At 73.9% G+C, this 14,659-nt stretch carries 11 protein-coding genes; 2 read left to right on the top strand and 9 right to left on the bottom strand.

The genetic code is table 11. The annotated features are described in order from the left end of the window. Nucleotides 1-34: 34 nt before the first annotated feature. The 3 genes from EAO73_RS33055 to EAO73_RS33065 all read right to left on the bottom strand — a co-directional run bounded on the left by EAO73_RS33055 (nucleotide 35) and on the right by EAO73_RS33065 (nucleotide 4,864). Complete coding sequence (locus EAO73_RS33055; RefSeq protein ID WP_224756546.1) at nucleotides 35-994, bottom strand: polyprenyl synthetase family protein; 960 nt, start codon at nucleotides 992-994, stop codon at nucleotides 35-37. Nucleotides 995-1,170: 176 nt separating this feature from the next. Continuing rightward, nucleotides 1,171-3,891 carry a helix-turn-helix transcriptional regulator gene (locus EAO73_RS33060; protein ID WP_318153309.1) on the bottom strand — a complete coding sequence of 907 codons (2,721 nt, stop codon included), beginning with the start codon at nucleotides 3,889-3,891 and terminating at the stop codon, nucleotides 1,171-1,173. 127 nt (nucleotides 3,892-4,018) lie between these two features. Beyond that, complete coding sequence (locus EAO73_RS33065; RefSeq protein ID WP_224756547.1) at nucleotides 4,019-4,864, bottom strand: metallophosphoesterase family protein; 846 nt, start codon at nucleotides 4,862-4,864, stop codon at nucleotides 4,019-4,021. 303 nt (nucleotides 4,865-5,167) lie between these two features. Here EAO73_RS33065 and EAO73_RS33070 point away from each other — a divergent pair, with 303 nt between their 5' ends. Next, nucleotides 5,168-5,887 (top strand): 4'-phosphopantetheinyl transferase family protein, encoded by a 720-nt coding sequence (locus EAO73_RS33070; RefSeq protein WP_147975144.1) that lies wholly within the window; start codon nucleotides 5,168-5,170, stop codon nucleotides 5,885-5,887. A gap of 464 nt (nucleotides 5,888-6,351) precedes the next feature. Continuing rightward, nucleotides 6,352-7,344 (top strand): LuxR C-terminal-related transcriptional regulator, encoded by a 993-nt coding sequence (locus EAO73_RS33080; protein ID WP_224756548.1) that lies wholly within the window; start codon nucleotides 6,352-6,354, stop codon nucleotides 7,342-7,344. 23 nt (nucleotides 7,345-7,367) lie between these two features. Here the strand turns inward: EAO73_RS33080 and EAO73_RS33085 are convergent, their stop codons facing one another. Genes EAO73_RS33085 through EAO73_RS33110 form a run of 6 tightly spaced genes read right to left on the bottom strand, consistent with a single transcriptional unit; the run spans nucleotide 7,368 to nucleotide 14,657 of the window. Continuing rightward, the gene (locus EAO73_RS33085; RefSeq protein WP_147975147.1) at nucleotides 7,368-8,240 is read right to left on the bottom strand and encodes a 4'-phosphopantetheinyl transferase family protein; all 873 of its coding nucleotides are present in this window, start codon (nucleotides 8,238-8,240) and stop codon (nucleotides 7,368-7,370) included. After that, the gene (locus tag EAO73_RS33090; RefSeq protein WP_147975148.1) at nucleotides 8,237-8,482 is read right to left on the bottom strand and encodes a phosphopantetheine-binding protein; all 246 of its coding nucleotides are present in this window, start codon (nucleotides 8,480-8,482) and stop codon (nucleotides 8,237-8,239) included. Before EAO73_RS33090 ends, EAO73_RS33085 begins: the two co-directional genes overlap by 4 nt. Further along, on the bottom strand, nucleotides 8,479-10,368 hold the full coding sequence (locus EAO73_RS33095; protein WP_147975149.1) for an HAD-IIIC family phosphatase: 1,890 nt from the start codon (nucleotides 10,366-10,368) through the stop codon (nucleotides 8,479-8,481). The genes EAO73_RS33090 and EAO73_RS33095 overlap by 4 nt, the downstream gene beginning before the upstream one ends. A gap of 7 nt (nucleotides 10,369-10,375) precedes the next feature. Further along, nucleotides 10,376-11,389 carry a 3-oxoacyl-ACP synthase III family protein gene (locus EAO73_RS33100; RefSeq protein WP_147975150.1) on the bottom strand — a complete coding sequence of 338 codons (1,014 nt, stop codon included), beginning with the start codon at nucleotides 11,387-11,389 and terminating at the stop codon, nucleotides 10,376-10,378. Continuing rightward, on the bottom strand, nucleotides 11,386-14,337 hold the full coding sequence (locus EAO73_RS33105; protein ID WP_147975151.1) for a type I polyketide synthase: 2,952 nt from the start codon (nucleotides 14,335-14,337) through the stop codon (nucleotides 11,386-11,388). The genes EAO73_RS33100 and EAO73_RS33105 overlap by 4 nt, the downstream gene beginning before the upstream one ends. Then, nucleotides 14,337-14,657, bottom strand: a complete 321-nt coding sequence (locus EAO73_RS33110; RefSeq protein WP_147975152.1) for an acyl carrier protein — start codon at nucleotides 14,655-14,657, stop codon at nucleotides 14,337-14,339. Before EAO73_RS33110 ends, EAO73_RS33105 begins: the two co-directional genes overlap by 1 nt. Between the last annotated feature and the right edge of the window lie 2 nt (nucleotides 14,658-14,659).

Genomic DNA, 14,659 nt, shown 5'->3' on the forward strand with positions numbered 1-14,659 from the left:
CGCGGCCGGCACCCCCGTAACGGCGCCGACGCCGTCACTCGCAGCCCGCCACCCTGCGGGCGAACGCGCTCAGTTCCGTGCGCCAGCGCGGGGGGACGGGGGCCTTCGACGCGACCTCGTCGGCGCGGTCCAGGAGGCCGGCGATGGTCTCCTCCGCCTTCTCGCGGGCCTGCGCGTCGAAGAAGATGTCCCGCAGGAACTGCGCGTCGCCGTCGAACCCCGGCCCGCCGCGCAGGAATCCGCGGATGCGCCACGCCGCGTGCAGGGCGCGCGCGTACGCCTCGTACGGCTCGCGCAGGTCGTCGCGGCCCGCGAGCGCGGCGCCGATCAGCAGGGCGTGGCGCAGCCCGTACCAGCCGGCTCCGCAGCCGTCGCCGCAGCCGTCGAGGCACTGGCCCGGCCACGCGTCGTCGAGGTACTCCGTCGCCGCGGCGGCCTCCGCGTGCGCGCCGATGGCGCGCTCCGCGCGCAGCCCGTCCCACAACTCCCAGGCAGGCAGCGGCAGCCGGGCCGCGAGGCGGTCCCCGTACACCGTCGCGAGGTCGCCCGCCAGGACGGCGGTGTCCTCGCCGAAGCGGCGGGACTCGCCGCGCCAGCCGTTGCGCTCGTGCTCGGCGGCGTGGCTGATGTGCAGGGTGGGGATGCCCCGGCGCAGGGTCGCGTTCTTGCGCACGTCGTCCCGGATCATCAGGCAGGTGTCGAGGAGTTCGAGCGCGGCGCACGCGGACACCACGTCCTCGCCGGCCGGATCGCCGCCGGCCGCGAGGTAGCCGGTGAGGCAGATGACCGGATGGGCCCGCTCCGCCCCGGCCTGGACCAGCTCGGCCACCCCCGCCACCAGGACCGCGCTGCGCGGATCGGCCGTGCGGCGGCTCCGGGTCTCGTCGGCGAGGAGGCGGGCCAGCCGCTCCTCGACCCGGTCGAGCAGCGCGTCGCGCAGCTGTCCGGGGCTCGCCGCGCTCCCCGCCCGCCCGTGCGTCGGTGTGGTGGTCATGGTGCCCTCCCTGGTGGGCTACGGCCTCATGACCGACCTTCCAGGCGGCGCCGCCGGTGAACCACTCCGCCTCATGTCCAGGGGTATGGACCACTGAATGTGGGGTCGGCACACAGCAGGTGTCTGCCATGGCCGGCCGCACCGGGACGCCGGGCTGCTACGACCTTGCCATGCCGTCAGATGAACTCGGCGACCCCCAGGTGGAAGTCGACCGGGAGGGCCTGGCGGCCGGGGATCTCCAGCTTGCGGTAGACGCGGGTCAGGTGCTGCTCGACGGTGCTCACGGTGATGTACAGCTTCTGGGCGATCTCCCGGTTGGTGTGGCCGTGCACGGCCAGCAGGGCGACCCGCTTCTCCGACTCGCTGAGGCTCGCCACCAGGTCGGCGTTCGGGGCCTCGGTCTCCGACGCGGCCTGCGGGGCCTCGCCGGTGTGGCCGGGCAGGATCCTCACGCACAGGGCCTGCGCCCCGCACTCCTTCGCCACGTGCCAGGCCCGGCGGTTGACCATGGCGGCGCGGGCGGGCTCGCCGAGGACGCGGAGCACCTGCCCGAAGTCGCTCATGGCGCGGGCCAGTTCGTAGCTGTCACCGGAGCGGTGCAGGTCGTCCACGGCCTTGGTGAGCATCGCCTGCCGCTCCTTGGGCTCCCGCAGCGAGGCCCGCAGCCGCAGCGTCATCCCGCGCACCCAGGGGTCGCCCGCGTCCCGGGTGGTCAGCTGGTCGGCCAGGAAGCGGTCGGCCTGCTGGGTCTCGCCGAGCCGGAGCAGCGCCTCCGCCGCGTCGGCCCGCCACGGCAGGACCCTCGGCCGGTCCAGACCCCAGCGCTTCATGTGGCGGCCGATGTCCAGGAAGTCGCCGAGCGCCGCGTGGTACCGGCTCGTCGCCAGCGCGTAGTGGCCCCGGGCCCGCAGGTAGGCCAGGCCGTGGACGCTGCCGGTCAGCCGCTCGGGGACGGGCCTGCTGAGCACGGCGGCCGCCGCCTCGGGCTGCCCCATGGCGGTCCGGGCCCGCACCAGCGTCGCCATCAGCCCGCACAGCTGGACGCCGCCGCCCCGGGCGGGCACCACGCGCAGGGCGTCCTCGGCCGTCTCCGCCGCGCCGGTCAGGTCGCCCAGGCGCAGCCGGGCCTCGGCCAGCAGCCCGGCGAAGACGGCCTGCCAGCCGGTAGCGCCGCGCTCCGCCGCCTGCCCGGCGAACATCTCGCACCACGGCACCGCCCGCTCGGCCCCGTCCAGGAAGAGCAGGGTGCGCACGGCCTGGACGGCGGGCTCGACCATGCCCTCGGCCAACGTGGCGCCGCGCAGGAAGAGTTCGGCGGCCTGCGCGGCGGCCCCCTCGTCCGGTTCGGCCGGCAGCGCCCACAGGGCGGCCGGGTGGACGGCGCCCCGGACCGCGCGGCCCAGGTGCGGTCCGGGCGCGCCCGCGCAGCGGCGTCCGGCGGCCCCCCACTGCGGGAACGCCGACAGCCCGTCGAGCGGGTCGTCGCCCGGGATCTCCCCGTGCCTGCGCTCGGCGCCGGGATGCCTGCCCTCACCGGCGGCGAGCCGTTCCAGCACCTCCGCCGACTCGTCGATGCGGCCCTGCGCGGCCAGCACCCGGGCGAGCGGGCCGAGGGCGCGCGCGTCCAGCCGTCCGGCGGCGAGGTCGGCCAGGGGTCCGGCGAGATGGCGTTCGGCGCCGGCCGGGTCGGTGCGCGCGGTGACCACGGCGAGCCGCACGCTCAGCTCGGCGCGGCGGGCCTCGTCCGCGCACGCCTCACGGGCGAGCGCCAGCAGAGCGGTCGCCCGGTCGAGCGAGGCGTCGGCCGCGTGCTGGTCGGCGGCGGCGCGCAGCACGGGCAGCGCCCAGTCCTCGCCGGTGTGCCGGGCGGCGAGGAGCTGGGCGGCGACCACCGTGTCGGGGGCACCCGCGGCGCGGGCCAGCAGGGCGGCCTCCCGGTGCAGAGCGCGGCGGGCCTCCGGCTCCATCCGGTCGAGCACGGCGGCCCGCGCGGCCGGGTGGCACAGCCCGCGCCCCCGGGTCAGCAGCCCCGCGTCCTCCAGGGCGGCGAGCGCGCGGGCGGCGGCGGGTTCGGTGGTGCCGGCGAGGCGGGCGGCGAGCGGGGCGGTCGCCAGCGGGTCCAGTACGGCGATGGCCTCGGTCAGCGCGGGGGTGGCGGGTCCGCAGCGGTGCAGGCAGGCCAGGACCGCTTGGGCATAGGCCTCGCCGGGGCGGGTGCCGGGGTCCTGGAGCAGGGCGCGCAGCAGCAGCGGGTTGCCGCCGCCGGCCCGGTGCAGCCGAGCGGTCTCGGCCTCGGGGCGGTCGGGGAGCATGGCCCGGACCGCGTCGGGCGTGAAGCGTTCGAGGCGCAGGCGCGAGAAGTGGGGCAGCCGCAGCAGTTCGGTGCGCAGCAGCGGATCGTCGCCGTGCTCGTGGACGGACTCGGTGAGGGCGAGGAGCACCTTGGCCTCGCGGGTGCCACGTGCGAGGTGGAGCAGATAGCGGCCGGACAGCTCGTCGACGTGGTGCAGGTCGTCCACGCAGATGACCACGGGCGCGGTGGCGCTCAGCTCGCGTACGGCGGAGGCGAACTGCCGCATGGCCCCGACCCGGCCGGCCTCGGCGGGCGACGGGGGCAGGGGCGGGAGCGCGCCGGGCGGGGCGTCCGCGGTGAGCTGGCGCAGTACTCCCAGTGGATGGCGCCGCTCATCGGCGGTGGCCATTCCGCGCAGCACCAGGGCCCCGCGTTTCTCTGAATTTACGGCAACGGTCTCCAGGAATTCGCTCTTCCCACAGCCGACCGCTCCTTCGATGAGAAGCAGTCCGGAATTCCCCTCCCCGCAGCCTGCGATCAGCTTTTCCAGAAGAGACAGTTCTTCGGCGCGACGGAACAACACCATGAGATCCCCCATGCCCATGCTCCGGCTCTCGGTAAAGACACGGAATGCGAACCGGATTCAGGACCGATCGAGCGGCGCTTGAGAAGCAATCGAGCTTCAGCATAGGGGCGCGCCCGGCGCGTTCACGGTGGCCGGAACCTGCCAGTCAGCTATCCCCGGGGACGGCCGGAAAGATGCGGCGGGGCGCCACCCCTGTCTGCCCCCGGTGGCGCCGCTCCCTGGGGTAGCCGACCGAGACCTCCTCGAAGCGCACGCCGTCGTACCACGTGGTGCGCGGGATGTGGAGGTGCCCGTACACGACGGCGGCGGCCCGGAAGCGGGTGTGCCAGTCGGCCGTCAGCTCGGTGCCGCACCACTGGGCGAACTCGGGGTGGCGCAGGATGCGGGTGGGGGTGCGGACCAGCGGGAAGTGGTTGACCAGCACGGTGCGCAGCTCGGGGTCGCAGGCGGCCAGGCGCTGTTCGGTGGCGGCGACCCGGGCCCGGCACCAGGCCTCGCGGGACGGGTAGGGGTCGGGGTGCAGCATGAACTCGTCGGTGCACACCACGCCGGCCTCGTACGCCTGCTCCAGCGCCTGCTCCCGGGTGGCGGCCGTGGGGGTGCGGAAGGTGTAGTCGTACAGCAGGAAGAGGGGCGCCACGACCAGCGGGCCGCCCGGTCCGGACCAGACGGGGTACGGGTCCTCCGGGGTGTGCACTCCGTACGAGCGGCAGATTTCGACCAATCTCCGGTACCGGGCGTCTCCACGCAGCGGCACAGGATCGTCGCGAAGAGTCCACAGATCGTGGTTTCCGGGTGCCCAGATGACGGTGGCATAGCGGCGGGTGAGCAAATCGAGCACCCAGCTCAGATCGTCCGGGGACTCCCCGACGTCGCCGGCGACGACGAGCCAGTCGGCGGGGCTGTCGGGATACAGCTCCTCGACGATCCGGCGGTTCTCCGGGAATGCGACATGGAGGTCGCTGATGCCCATGAGGTTTCCGTGCGCCATTCACCCAGGCTGGACGTCCCGCGTGCGGGCGAACACCCCTGACGGACCCCTGAGTTGACTGTGCGTGACCGCTCCACGGGCGGACCGCACCGGGGATGACAAGGGTATGACAGGCGTGCGCAGGGCCGGTGGCAGCCCGCCCGCAGGCGGTGCGGGCGGAGCCGTACGCATGGCAGCGGGCTGGCACGAATCGGCGCCGGAGCGGGGCTGTCCGCCCGGCCGGGGGCCGCTCAGCCGGCCGGTGCGGGGCGCCTGCGGGAGCGTGGGAAGCGTCCACCCGACGCCCCGACCTGAAGGACTGTCGTGCTCACCAAGCTCCTGCCTTCGACCGTCGCCACCGCCGAGGCCACCGCCGACCCGGCCGATGTGTTCCTCTTCCCGGAGGAGGAGTCCCTGATCGGCAACGCTGTCCCCAAGCGCCGGCTGGAGTTCGCCACGGTGCGCATGTGCGCCCGGCGGGCCATGGGGGCGCTCGGGGTGGCACCGGCCCCCGTGCTGCCGGGCCGGCGCGGGGTTCCGCAGTGGGCGCCCTCGGTCGTGGGGTCGATGACGCACTGCGCGGGCTTCCGCGGCGTGGCGCTCGCCCGCAAGGAGGACTTCCTGTCGGTGGGGATCGACGCGGAGCCCAACGCCCCGCTGCGGCCGGGGGTGCTGAAGTCGATCGCGCTGCCGCAGGAGCTGCGCCGGACGCGCGAACTGGCGTGGGCGGTGCCGGAAGTGGCCTGGGACCGGCTGCTGTTCTCCATCAAGGAGGCGGTCTACAAGACGTGGTTCCCGCTCACCGGCCAGGAACTGGACTTCACCGACGCGCTGGTGCGTGTGGACGCGGTGCAGGAGACGTTCACCGCGCGGCTGCTGCCGGACCCGGCCTCGCTGTCCCCGGCGGGGCCCACCTCGTTCAGCGGCCGCTGGTCCGCCCGGGACGGGGTGCTGCTGAGCGCCATCGCCGTGCCCGCGCGCAGACCGGCCGGGGCCGCACACGGCGATGCTCCCCGCACGTGTGCTGCGGGGAGCATTCGCTGAGCCTCGTCAGGCCGGGTGGCCCGGTATTGATCAGGTGATGGGGCCCCAGCGGTCGTCCTCCGGCCGGTCCCCACCGGTCGCTCCGAGGTCCGCGGACGCCGATCTCACCGCGCTCACCGCGGTGTGGCCGGACGTCCCGTGCGAAAGCCCCAGCATGAACTGCCCCCCGATAACGGCCAGAAGTACACCCATCAGCAAAGTCAAGCGAACCAAAGATTCTTTACCATAACTTGCCATTGCGACTCCCCTAGGTCGACGAATGAGCCTTACCTCCGGCTACTGCGTCACCCGAAACCTCCGGCTTCGGAGCTCTCCGGCGACGGGAAAAGAATCTCGAACGCCGATCATTCGCGCCAAGGGCTGCACGTTGGCGTAAAGTTACGTGGCAGCAATTACACCGACCAGTGGGGGCTGGCGTGTTCCAAGGGGAGTACGCGGATTCGGGCTTCGCCGAACTGGATGACGTGAGCGCTGCGGCATACGGGATCGCCGTCGAGTGCGGCCGCTTCGACCGGGAACGGATTGCCAAGGACCTGTCCCTCACGCACGACGAGGTCGCCCGGGTCGAGAGCGTCCTGGTCGGTGTCCGGCTGCTCCAGTCGGTGCCGGGTCACTCGCACCAGCTGACGCCCGTCACGCCCGACGCGGCCGCCGCCTCCCTGGTGGGCCCCGCCGAGCGGCAGATCCGCGATCTCCAGCAGGCCGTCACCGAGGTCCGGGCCCAGCTGATGTCGCTGACTCCCCTGTATTTCGAGGGCCGCCGGGTGCGCAACCACCTGGAAGCCATCGACATCATCAGCGACCCCGCCCGCATCCAGGCCCTCCTGGACCACCTCGGGCAGACCTGCAAGAACGAGCTGATCACCGTCCAGCCCGGCGGCGCGCGACCGGCGGACATGCTCGACGACGCCAGGGCGAGCGCCCTGTCCATCCTGGCGCGCGGGGTGCGCATCCGGACCATCTACCAGCACACCGCGCGCAACGACCTGCCCACCCGCTCCTACGTCCGTGACGTCACGGTGCAGGGCGCGGAGGTCCGGACCGCCGACGAGGTCATCGACCGGCTGATCATCTACGACCGCGAGGTGGCCTTCCTGCCGGCGCGGTCGGCCTGCGAGGGCAGCTTCCCGGGCGCGGCCGTCGTCCGCGAGCCCACCCTCGTGGCGTTCCTCTGCTCCGTCTTCGAGTACCTGTGGGAGGGCGCGACCCCGTACGTCGTGGAGTCGCAGCGCCCGCCGTCCTCGACGGACGAGCTGAAGTGGTCGATCATCCGGCTGATGACCAAGGGCTACAAGGACGAGATGGTCGCCCGCAGGCTCGGCATGTCCGTGCGCACCTGCCGGCGCCACATCGCGGAGATCACCGAGCAGTTGGAGGCCACCAGCCGCTTCCAGGCGGGCTACAACGCCGCCCGGCAGGAGATGCGCACCGGCGAATCGGCCCCCCGGACGTTCTGACCGGGGCGCCGCCGCACCGTGCCTCACGCGCCGGCGCCCCCGTCCCCGGCCTCCTCCGCGTCCAGCGCCTCCGTGATCGCGTCCACGCAGTCCTGGTCGAGCATCGTCGTGACGTGCGCGTCCTGCAGCTTGCCGAAGCCCGCGTCGTACACCGCCGCGCTCACCACGTAGCCGTCCTCCAGCGGGAAGGTGCGGAAGGTCCACTCCTCGCCGGTGCCCGGGGTGCCGTCGGGCCGCTGCACGCGCACCGGCCGCCCGTCCGGCCCGAAGCCGAACTCGGTGAAGCGGAACTGCATGCCCTGCCCGATCGCCTTGGAGTACGCCTCCTTGAGCGTCCACAGCCGCACCAGCGCGCCGTTGCGCTCCTTCTCCGGCATCCCGGACAGCAGAACAGCCTCGTACGGGGTGCAGATGTGCCGGACGAGACCGCCGCCGTACATGTCGCGGTCGGCCCGCTCCGCGTCGACGCCGATCAGCCCGCAGGTGGTCAGGCCGACGAGCAGCAGGTCCTCGGTGTGGCTGAGGCTGATGTCGATCTGGTCGCAGCCGCGCAGATACGGGCGCCCGGTCGGCCCGTACGCCAGCTCCAGGTCGGCCGGTTCACTGGCGAGCACCGCTCCCGCTGCGTGCTTGAGCAGCATCCGCGAGGCCACGTACCGGTTGCGTACGTCGGAGTGGGTCAGGTCCAGATAGCGCGTCCAGTCCCGGCCGAGGAGCTCGCGCAGATCGTCGCCCGCGGGCACGGCGGGCTCCAGGTCCTTCAGCCACGCGTAGGCCAGGGCGCTGCCGTGCGCGGCGAGGTCGTCCCTGACCCTGTTCCACGAGTCACCCCCGGGAACCACGGCGACGGGCTCACCGAGCGGTGAGCCGGGCGTGACGCTGCCCGGGGCGGTCATCGGTACTCCTTCACAAGGGTGTGGATGTCCCGGAAGCTCTGCGCCTCCAGCAGACGGTGCACCGGTACGGGATGGCCGGACTCCTCCAGGAGGGCCACCAGCCGGAGCAGGTTCAGCGAGTCCCAGCCGGGCACGTCGGTGAGGGCGAGGTCGGCACCGGCGGGGTGTTCCACGTCCAGGCCCAGGTCGTCGCCCACGATCCGCAGGAACGCGTCGAGACCCGTCAGATCGGCGGCGCTCATCGGGGTGCCTTTCCGGACTCGGTGACACGGATGTGGCCGGGGACCTCCGGCAGCACCGTCAGATCGTGGCGGTACTCCGAGACCCCGTCCCCGCGCTCCCCGGCCCCGGAGGGCCGGCGGGGGACGAACCCACAGGACGGATAGAGGTCCCGGGCCCGGTGATTGCGGGCGGTGGGTACGTAGCGGGCGCCCACGGTGTGCAGTCCGAGGCGCCGGGCTCTACCCAACAGTACGGCGACGAAGGCGTGCTCGACGCCGCGCCCGAGCACCCGGCAGCTGAGCCACAGGTTGTCCAGCTGCCACCGGTCCCCGGACCCGGTGATCAGCACCGCGCCGACCAGCCCGTTGTCCCCGAACCGGTCGGCGGTACGGGCCACCAGCAGCTGCCGTTCCGCGCCGGCCGCCAGGTCCGTCACGGCCGCCTCGGTGAGACCGCCGCCGGCGAGATTGAACTGATTGGTGCGTAACGTCAGCTGGGAGATCCGGGCCGCCTCGTGCGGGCGCGGCGGCCCGACCTCCAGCCGCACGTCCAGGGCGCGCAGGAACTCCTCGTGCGAGCCCGCTCCGGCGTGCAGCTCCGCGCGGTCGCGGCGGGCCCGGTACTCACCGGTCCTGGCCCGGTCCTCGTCCGTCAGGCTCACCGTGTCGAACCAGCCGTCCGCGAGCAGCCGCCCGATGTGCGTCGCGGGCTCCTCGTCGAGCGGCACCACGGCGACCCCGGGCAGGCCGTGGCGCACCTGCGCCCGCTCGGCCGCCGAGTCGTCCACGAAGACCAGCGCGTCGGTGGACAGGTCCAGCTGCCGGGCGATGTCGGCGAGGTTTCCGTCCTTGGGCTCCCAGTTGGCGTTGACCGCCACGAAGTCCCGCTCGCGGAGCACCAGATCGGGGTGGTCCGCCAGCACCCGTGCCACCTCCGCGGCATCGTTCTTGCTACTCACCGCGAGCAGGACGCCCTGGGAGCCGAGCTGCTTCACACAGGTCTGGAAGGCACCGAACGCCTCGCCGCGCAGGGTTCCCGCCGCGGCGATCCCGTCGGGCCCCTCCTCGGCGAGCACCCCGTCCCACAGCGTCCGGTCGAGGTCGAGCACCAGGCATTTACGGGCCCTGCCGCGCAGAGCCCGCGCCAGATGGGCGACCTCCCTGGCGTATCCGGCCAGCAGCCCGGCCCCGAGCCGCACCTTGGCGTACCGGACCAGGCGGGGGTCGGCGACCGGGCCGCCCTCGGCCACGAGCGGGTCGAGGTCGACGACCACCAGGGCCGGCGCGCGTTCGGTGAGCCGCAGCAGCCCGGCGTTGAACTCCCGCCACACCGCGCCCAGCCGGGCCCGCGAGCGGTGGTCGACGAGCTGCCTGCTGTACGTGAGGGGCAGCGGAAGGGTGTTGAGGACCAGGGTGCCCGGCGCGGCGTCGGCCAGCGCGGCGCACCGGGCCAGCACCTCGCCGGCGGCCGCTTCGACGTCCTCGGGGCGCCACACCCCGGGGACCTGCTCGAACACCGTCTCGGCGTCCAGCAGGCACAGGGTGAGGTCGGGTGCGGCCGCGTGCAGCTCGCTCGTGGGGTCGGTCAGGTCGCGCAGGTATGTGCCGTGCTCGCCGAGGACGGGGCGCAGGAGCAGTCCGTGGCGGGCGAGTTCACCCCGGAGCGGGTCGAGGACCTGGCCGACCGTGGACTGGCCGGTGACGGCGACCGTGACGACCGGGGTCGCCGGGTGGTGGGTCAGCACGGCCTCGGGATCGAGGGAGCCGAGGAGCCGGCCGGCCGCGGCGGTGTCCGCCCGTACGCCGCCGGGCTCCTCCTCGGCGAGGGCGGCGGCGACCTGGTCGTACGCCTTCTCCAGGAGCCCGCGCTTGCGGAGATCGCGGAGGTGGTCCAGTCCCGTCGTCATCGCCGCCTCACACCTTCTCCAGGGCGAACCCGGCCCGGATCCACCGGCTGGACTCGACGCACAGGCCCAGCGCCCGGTCGCCCTCGGCGAGTTCGGGCACCAGCCGGTCGAGCTGGAGGAACGGCAGGGCGTTGCCGGTGTTGCCGGTGTCGGCGACGCAGGAGACCTCCCGGGCGGCGCAGTCGGGCAGCCGCTCCACGATCCGGGCGGTCATCCGCTCGGAGAGCTGCGGCGGGAGCAGGAAGCCGATGTCGTCCAGGCTCCAGCCCAGGCCGCCGAGCAGGTCCCACAGGATCTCCGAGGCGATCGGCGGTACGTGCTCCTCGATCGCCTTGTAGTCCTCGGCGAGCATCGGCCGGTCGGAGTCGCGGTCGGTGGTGCCGTACCAGTCCAGGAGCTGGCCCGGCTGCCGGCCCCGTCCGGTCCAGGAGTTGAGCACCGACCGCACGGCGATCCGCTCGCCCTCCGGCTCGGCGGTGAGGACGGCGGCGCCGGCCCCGTCCCCGAACAGGACGTAGTTCACCAGCTCGTTGGTGGGGATCTTCGTGGCGTCCTGCCGGGGCGACAGAAAGCGGTACGTGACATCGCCGCCGATGACGAGCCCGGCGTGCCGCCCGCCCGCGATCAGGCTGCGGCCCAGGTCGAGCGCCTGCACGGCCCCGGAGCAGCCCGCCTGGATCTGGTAGACGGGCAGGTGGTCGAGGCCGAGCCGGTCGGCGACCTCGGTGGCCGTGGTGGGCAGCAGGGTGTCCGGGGTCGCGGTCGCGAGCACCAGGAACTCGATGTCCGCGAGGCCGAGCCCCGAAGCCCGTACGGCCTGGGCCGCGGCCTCGGCGCACAGGTCGGCCAGCGAGCCGTGCACCTTCCCGGTGGCCGGGTCCCAGCCGAAGTAGCGGGTCCGGGTGCCGACGAAGAGGTCGATCCACTCCTTGCTGGCGCCGAGCATCGTGGCCAGCGTGGTGTTGTCGACCGGGTCGCCCGGCAACGCCGTGCCGGTCGCGGCGATATGGACGTCGGTCATGCCGACCTCGCCATGATCACGCCGTCCAGGAACTCGGCCAGCGAACCGACCGAGCGCAGTGCGGGCAGCATCTGCTGCACGGATACCTCACCGACTCTCGGGAGCCGGGCCTCGACCCGGTTCTTGAGCTGCATGATCATCACCGAGTCGAAGCCCAGGTCCTCGTGGAAGCGGGCCTCGCGCACCACGCGCTCCACGGGGTAGCCGCCGACCTCGGTGACGGCTTCGACGACGGCGACCAGCACGGGATCGTCACCGCCGGTTCCGTCACTCTCTGTTTCACGTGAAACAACGGGCTGCGGTGGCGCCTCGGGCCGCCGTTCGGCCGACGGCCCGACCGTGGCCGGTGGCCGGTCCCAGTAGCGCTGGGCGAACGAGAAGACATACGGGTCGAGCGCCTCGGGGACCCGGTTTTCCGGCGCGTACAACTCCTCCCACTCCGGGTCGAGTCCGCAGCGGTAGAGGGCGGCGACCGTCTCCGCGAGGTCCCGGCCGGTGCCCTCGGGGCCGGGCACGGGAAGCAGCAGTTCGGCCCCGCCCAGGCGCCCCGCGCGGGCGGCGATCCGGGTGAGCTGGGGCCGCGGCCCGATCTCGATCAGATGGGTCGGGGCGATGTCCTGCACCAGGGCGCCGAGCGCCGCGTCGAACAGCACGGGCTCCTCCGCCTGGCCTGCCCAGTAGCCCGCGTCCATCGGCTCGTCGCGCAGCATCCGGCCGTACCGGGTCGAGGCCACCGGCAGCTCGGCGGGCGCGCAGGGCACGGGGGCGGCGCGCAGTCCGGCGGCGACCGGGGCCATCAGCGCGGAGTGGAAGGCGTACGGCGCTGCCAGTTCCCGGGTCCGCACACCGAGCCCGGTCATCTCCTTGCCGACCCGGGCCAGGGCATCCAGCGGGCCCGAAAGCACGGTTTCGGCGGGCCCGTTGAGCGCGGCGGCCACCACCTCGGGCTCCGCCGCCAGGGCCGGGGCCAGCATGTCCGGGGCGGCCGCGACGGTGATCATGCCGCCGCCCGGGGGCAGCGCTGCCGTGAGCCGGGCGCGCAGGGCCACGAGGGCGGCCGCCTCGTCGAGGTCGAGGACACCGGCGGTGACGGCAGCCGCGTACTCGCCGAGGCTGTGGCCGAGGACGGCGGCCGGGGTGACGCCCAGATCCGTCAGGGTGCGGGCCAGGGCGTAGCCCACGGCGAACAGAGCGGGCTGGACCAGCTCGGGCGCCCCCGTCCACTCCTCGCCACCGAGCACCGCCGCGCGCACCGAGGCGCCCAGGTGCGCGGCCAGCGCCTTGTCCGCCACGTCGAAATGGCTGCGGTAGAGCGGGGATTCGCGGTACAGGCCGGCCGTCATCGCGGGATACTCGCTGCCCTGACCGGTGAAGAGGAACGCGACCACCGGGCGGCCCCAGGGCCGGTCACCGGCGGGCCGCACTCCACCCGGCGCGGGGGTGCGCAGCGCGACCGCCCGGCGCAGTCCTTCGACCAGTTCCCCGGTGTCGCGGGCGGTGAGCGCGAAGCGGTGCGGCAGACCGGTCTTGACCCGGTTGCTGCTCCGGCACAGGGCCGCCGCCCCGCCCTTCGGCCGCGCGGCAAGCGCGTCGGCCTGGGCGGCGAGGTTGCGGCACAGCGCCTCAGGGGTATCGGCGCTGACGGTGAACACCCCGGCCGCACCGGCGTCCGCGCGGGCCCGTGCGGGGACGGCGCGCGGGGACCTGGGTGCGCTCGCGAGGACGGCGTGGGCGTTCGTACCGCCCATGCCGAAGCTGCTGACCCCGGCGATGCTCTCGCCGCGCGGCAGCCGGGCCGGGGACTTCAGGAGCCGCAGGCCGCGCTCGCCCAGCCGCAGCCGGGAGTTCTCGCGTTCCGCGAAGAGGCTGGCGGGGACGATGCGGTGGTGCAGGGCCAGCGCGGTCTTGATGAACCCGGCGATCCCGGCCGCGCCCTCGGTGTGGCCCAGGTTGCCCTTGACCGAGCCGATCGCGCAGGGAGTCTCGCGCGGGACGCCGTGCACCGAGCCGAGGGCCGCGCACTCGATGGCGTCCCCGAGCACGGTCCCGGTGCCATGCGCCTCCACGAACGCGACCTCGGCGGGGGCGACCCCGGCGCGCCGGTACGCCGCGTTCAGGACGCGCTCCTGGGACCAGCGGTTCGGGGCGATCATCCCGTTGCTGCGGCCGTCCTGGTTGACCGCGCTGCCGCGCAGCACGGCGTAGATGCGGGCGCCCTCGGCGAGCGCGTCCTCCAGCCGGCGCAGCACGACCAGGCCGACGCCGTCGCTGCGGCCGATGCCGTCCGCGTCGGCGCTGAACGGCTTGCAGCGCCCGTCGGCCGCGGCCAGCCCGAGCTGCCCGTAGACGAGGCCCAGCGAGGGCGAGAGCACAACGTTGACCCCGCCGGCCAGCGCGGTGTCGCACTCCCCGGCGAGCAGCGAGTTGGCGGCCAGGTGGACGGCGACCAGCGAGGACGAGCAGGAGGTGTCGACGGCGAGGCTCGGGCCGGTGAAGTCGAAGTGGTACGAGATCCGGTTGGCGGCCATGCCCGCGCTGCTGCCCGACCCGAGCAGCGGGGTGACCTGGGCGAGGTCGCTCATGGTCAGCCGCCCCCACTCGCCGCCCATCACCCCGACGAAGACCCCGGTCCCGGAGCCCGCGAGTGCGCCGGGAGCACGTCCCGCGTCCTCCAGGGCCCGCCAGGCACAGGGCAGCAGCAGCCGCTGGTGCGGGTCCATCGCGGCGGCCTCGCGCGGTGTGACGGAGAAGAAGTCGCTGTCGAAGACATCGGCGTCGTCGAGGAAACCGCCGCTGTCGCCGACCGCGGGGAAGTCCCGTGGATCCCAGCGCTGTCCGGGGACGGGCCCGATGCCGGCCCTGCCCCCCACCAGCAGGTCCCAGTACGCCTGTACGCCCGCCGCTCCCGGGAACGCGCAGTCGATCCCGACGACGGCGATGTCCCCCATCAGACCTGGTCCCGCGCGGCGGCCGGGTCCGCCGGGGTGTCCGGCAGCACGGCGGTCAGATGGCGGACGAGGCCGGTGACGGTCGGGAAGTCCCACAGCAGCGTCGGCTCGACCTCCAGGCCGAACTCCTCCTCCAGGTCGCCGCAGAGGCTGAGCGCCGCCACCGAGTCCATGCCGTACTCGGCGAGCGGCACGGACGGGTCGATGGTCTCGGGCGCCCGTCGCAGGTAGAGCGAGAGGCGCGCCGACAGCCACTCGTACACGCCGTCGGCCTTCGCGGTGTCGGCGGCAAGGGTGTGCCGGCCGGTGGGGATGGTCATGG

The sequence above is a fragment of the Streptomyces sp. col6 genome, from assembly GCF_008042035.1.
Lineage (GTDB): Bacteria > Actinomycetota > Actinomycetes > Streptomycetales > Streptomycetaceae > Streptomyces.

What these genes read in the sequence shown, in the direction of transcription:
- EAO73_RS33110 (WP_147975152.1), bottom strand. Translation starts at nt 14,657, where the DNA reads ATGACCATCCCCACCGGCCGGCACACCCTTGCCGCCGACACCGCGAAG.
- EAO73_RS33100 (WP_147975150.1), bottom strand. Translation starts at nt 11,389, where the DNA reads ATGACCGACGTCCATATCGCCGCGACCGGCACGGCGTTGCCGGGCGAC.
- EAO73_RS33065 (WP_224756547.1), bottom strand. Translation starts at nt 4,864, where the DNA reads ATGGCGCACGGAAACCTCATGGGCATCAGCGACCTCCATGTCGCATTC.
- EAO73_RS33095 (WP_147975149.1), bottom strand. Translation starts at nt 10,368, where the DNA reads ATGACGACGGGACTGGACCACCTCCGCGATCTCCGCAAGCGCGGGCTC.
- EAO73_RS33105 (WP_147975151.1), bottom strand. Translation starts at nt 14,337, where the DNA reads ATGGGGGACATCGCCGTCGTCGGGATCGACTGCGCGTTCCCGGGAGCG.
- EAO73_RS33055 (WP_224756546.1), bottom strand. Translation starts at nt 994, where the DNA reads ATGACCACCACACCGACGCACGGGCGGGCGGGGAGCGCGGCGAGCCCC.
- EAO73_RS33085 (WP_147975147.1), bottom strand. Translation starts at nt 8,240, where the DNA reads ATGACCGCCCCGGGCAGCGTCACGCCCGGCTCACCGCTCGGTGAGCCC.
- EAO73_RS33060 (WP_318153309.1), bottom strand. Translation starts at nt 3,891, where the DNA reads ATGGGCATGGGGGATCTCATGGTGTTGTTCCGTCGCGCCGAAGAACTG.
- EAO73_RS33090 (WP_147975148.1), bottom strand. Translation starts at nt 8,482, where the DNA reads ATGAGCGCCGCCGATCTGACGGGTCTCGACGCGTTCCTGCGGATCGTG.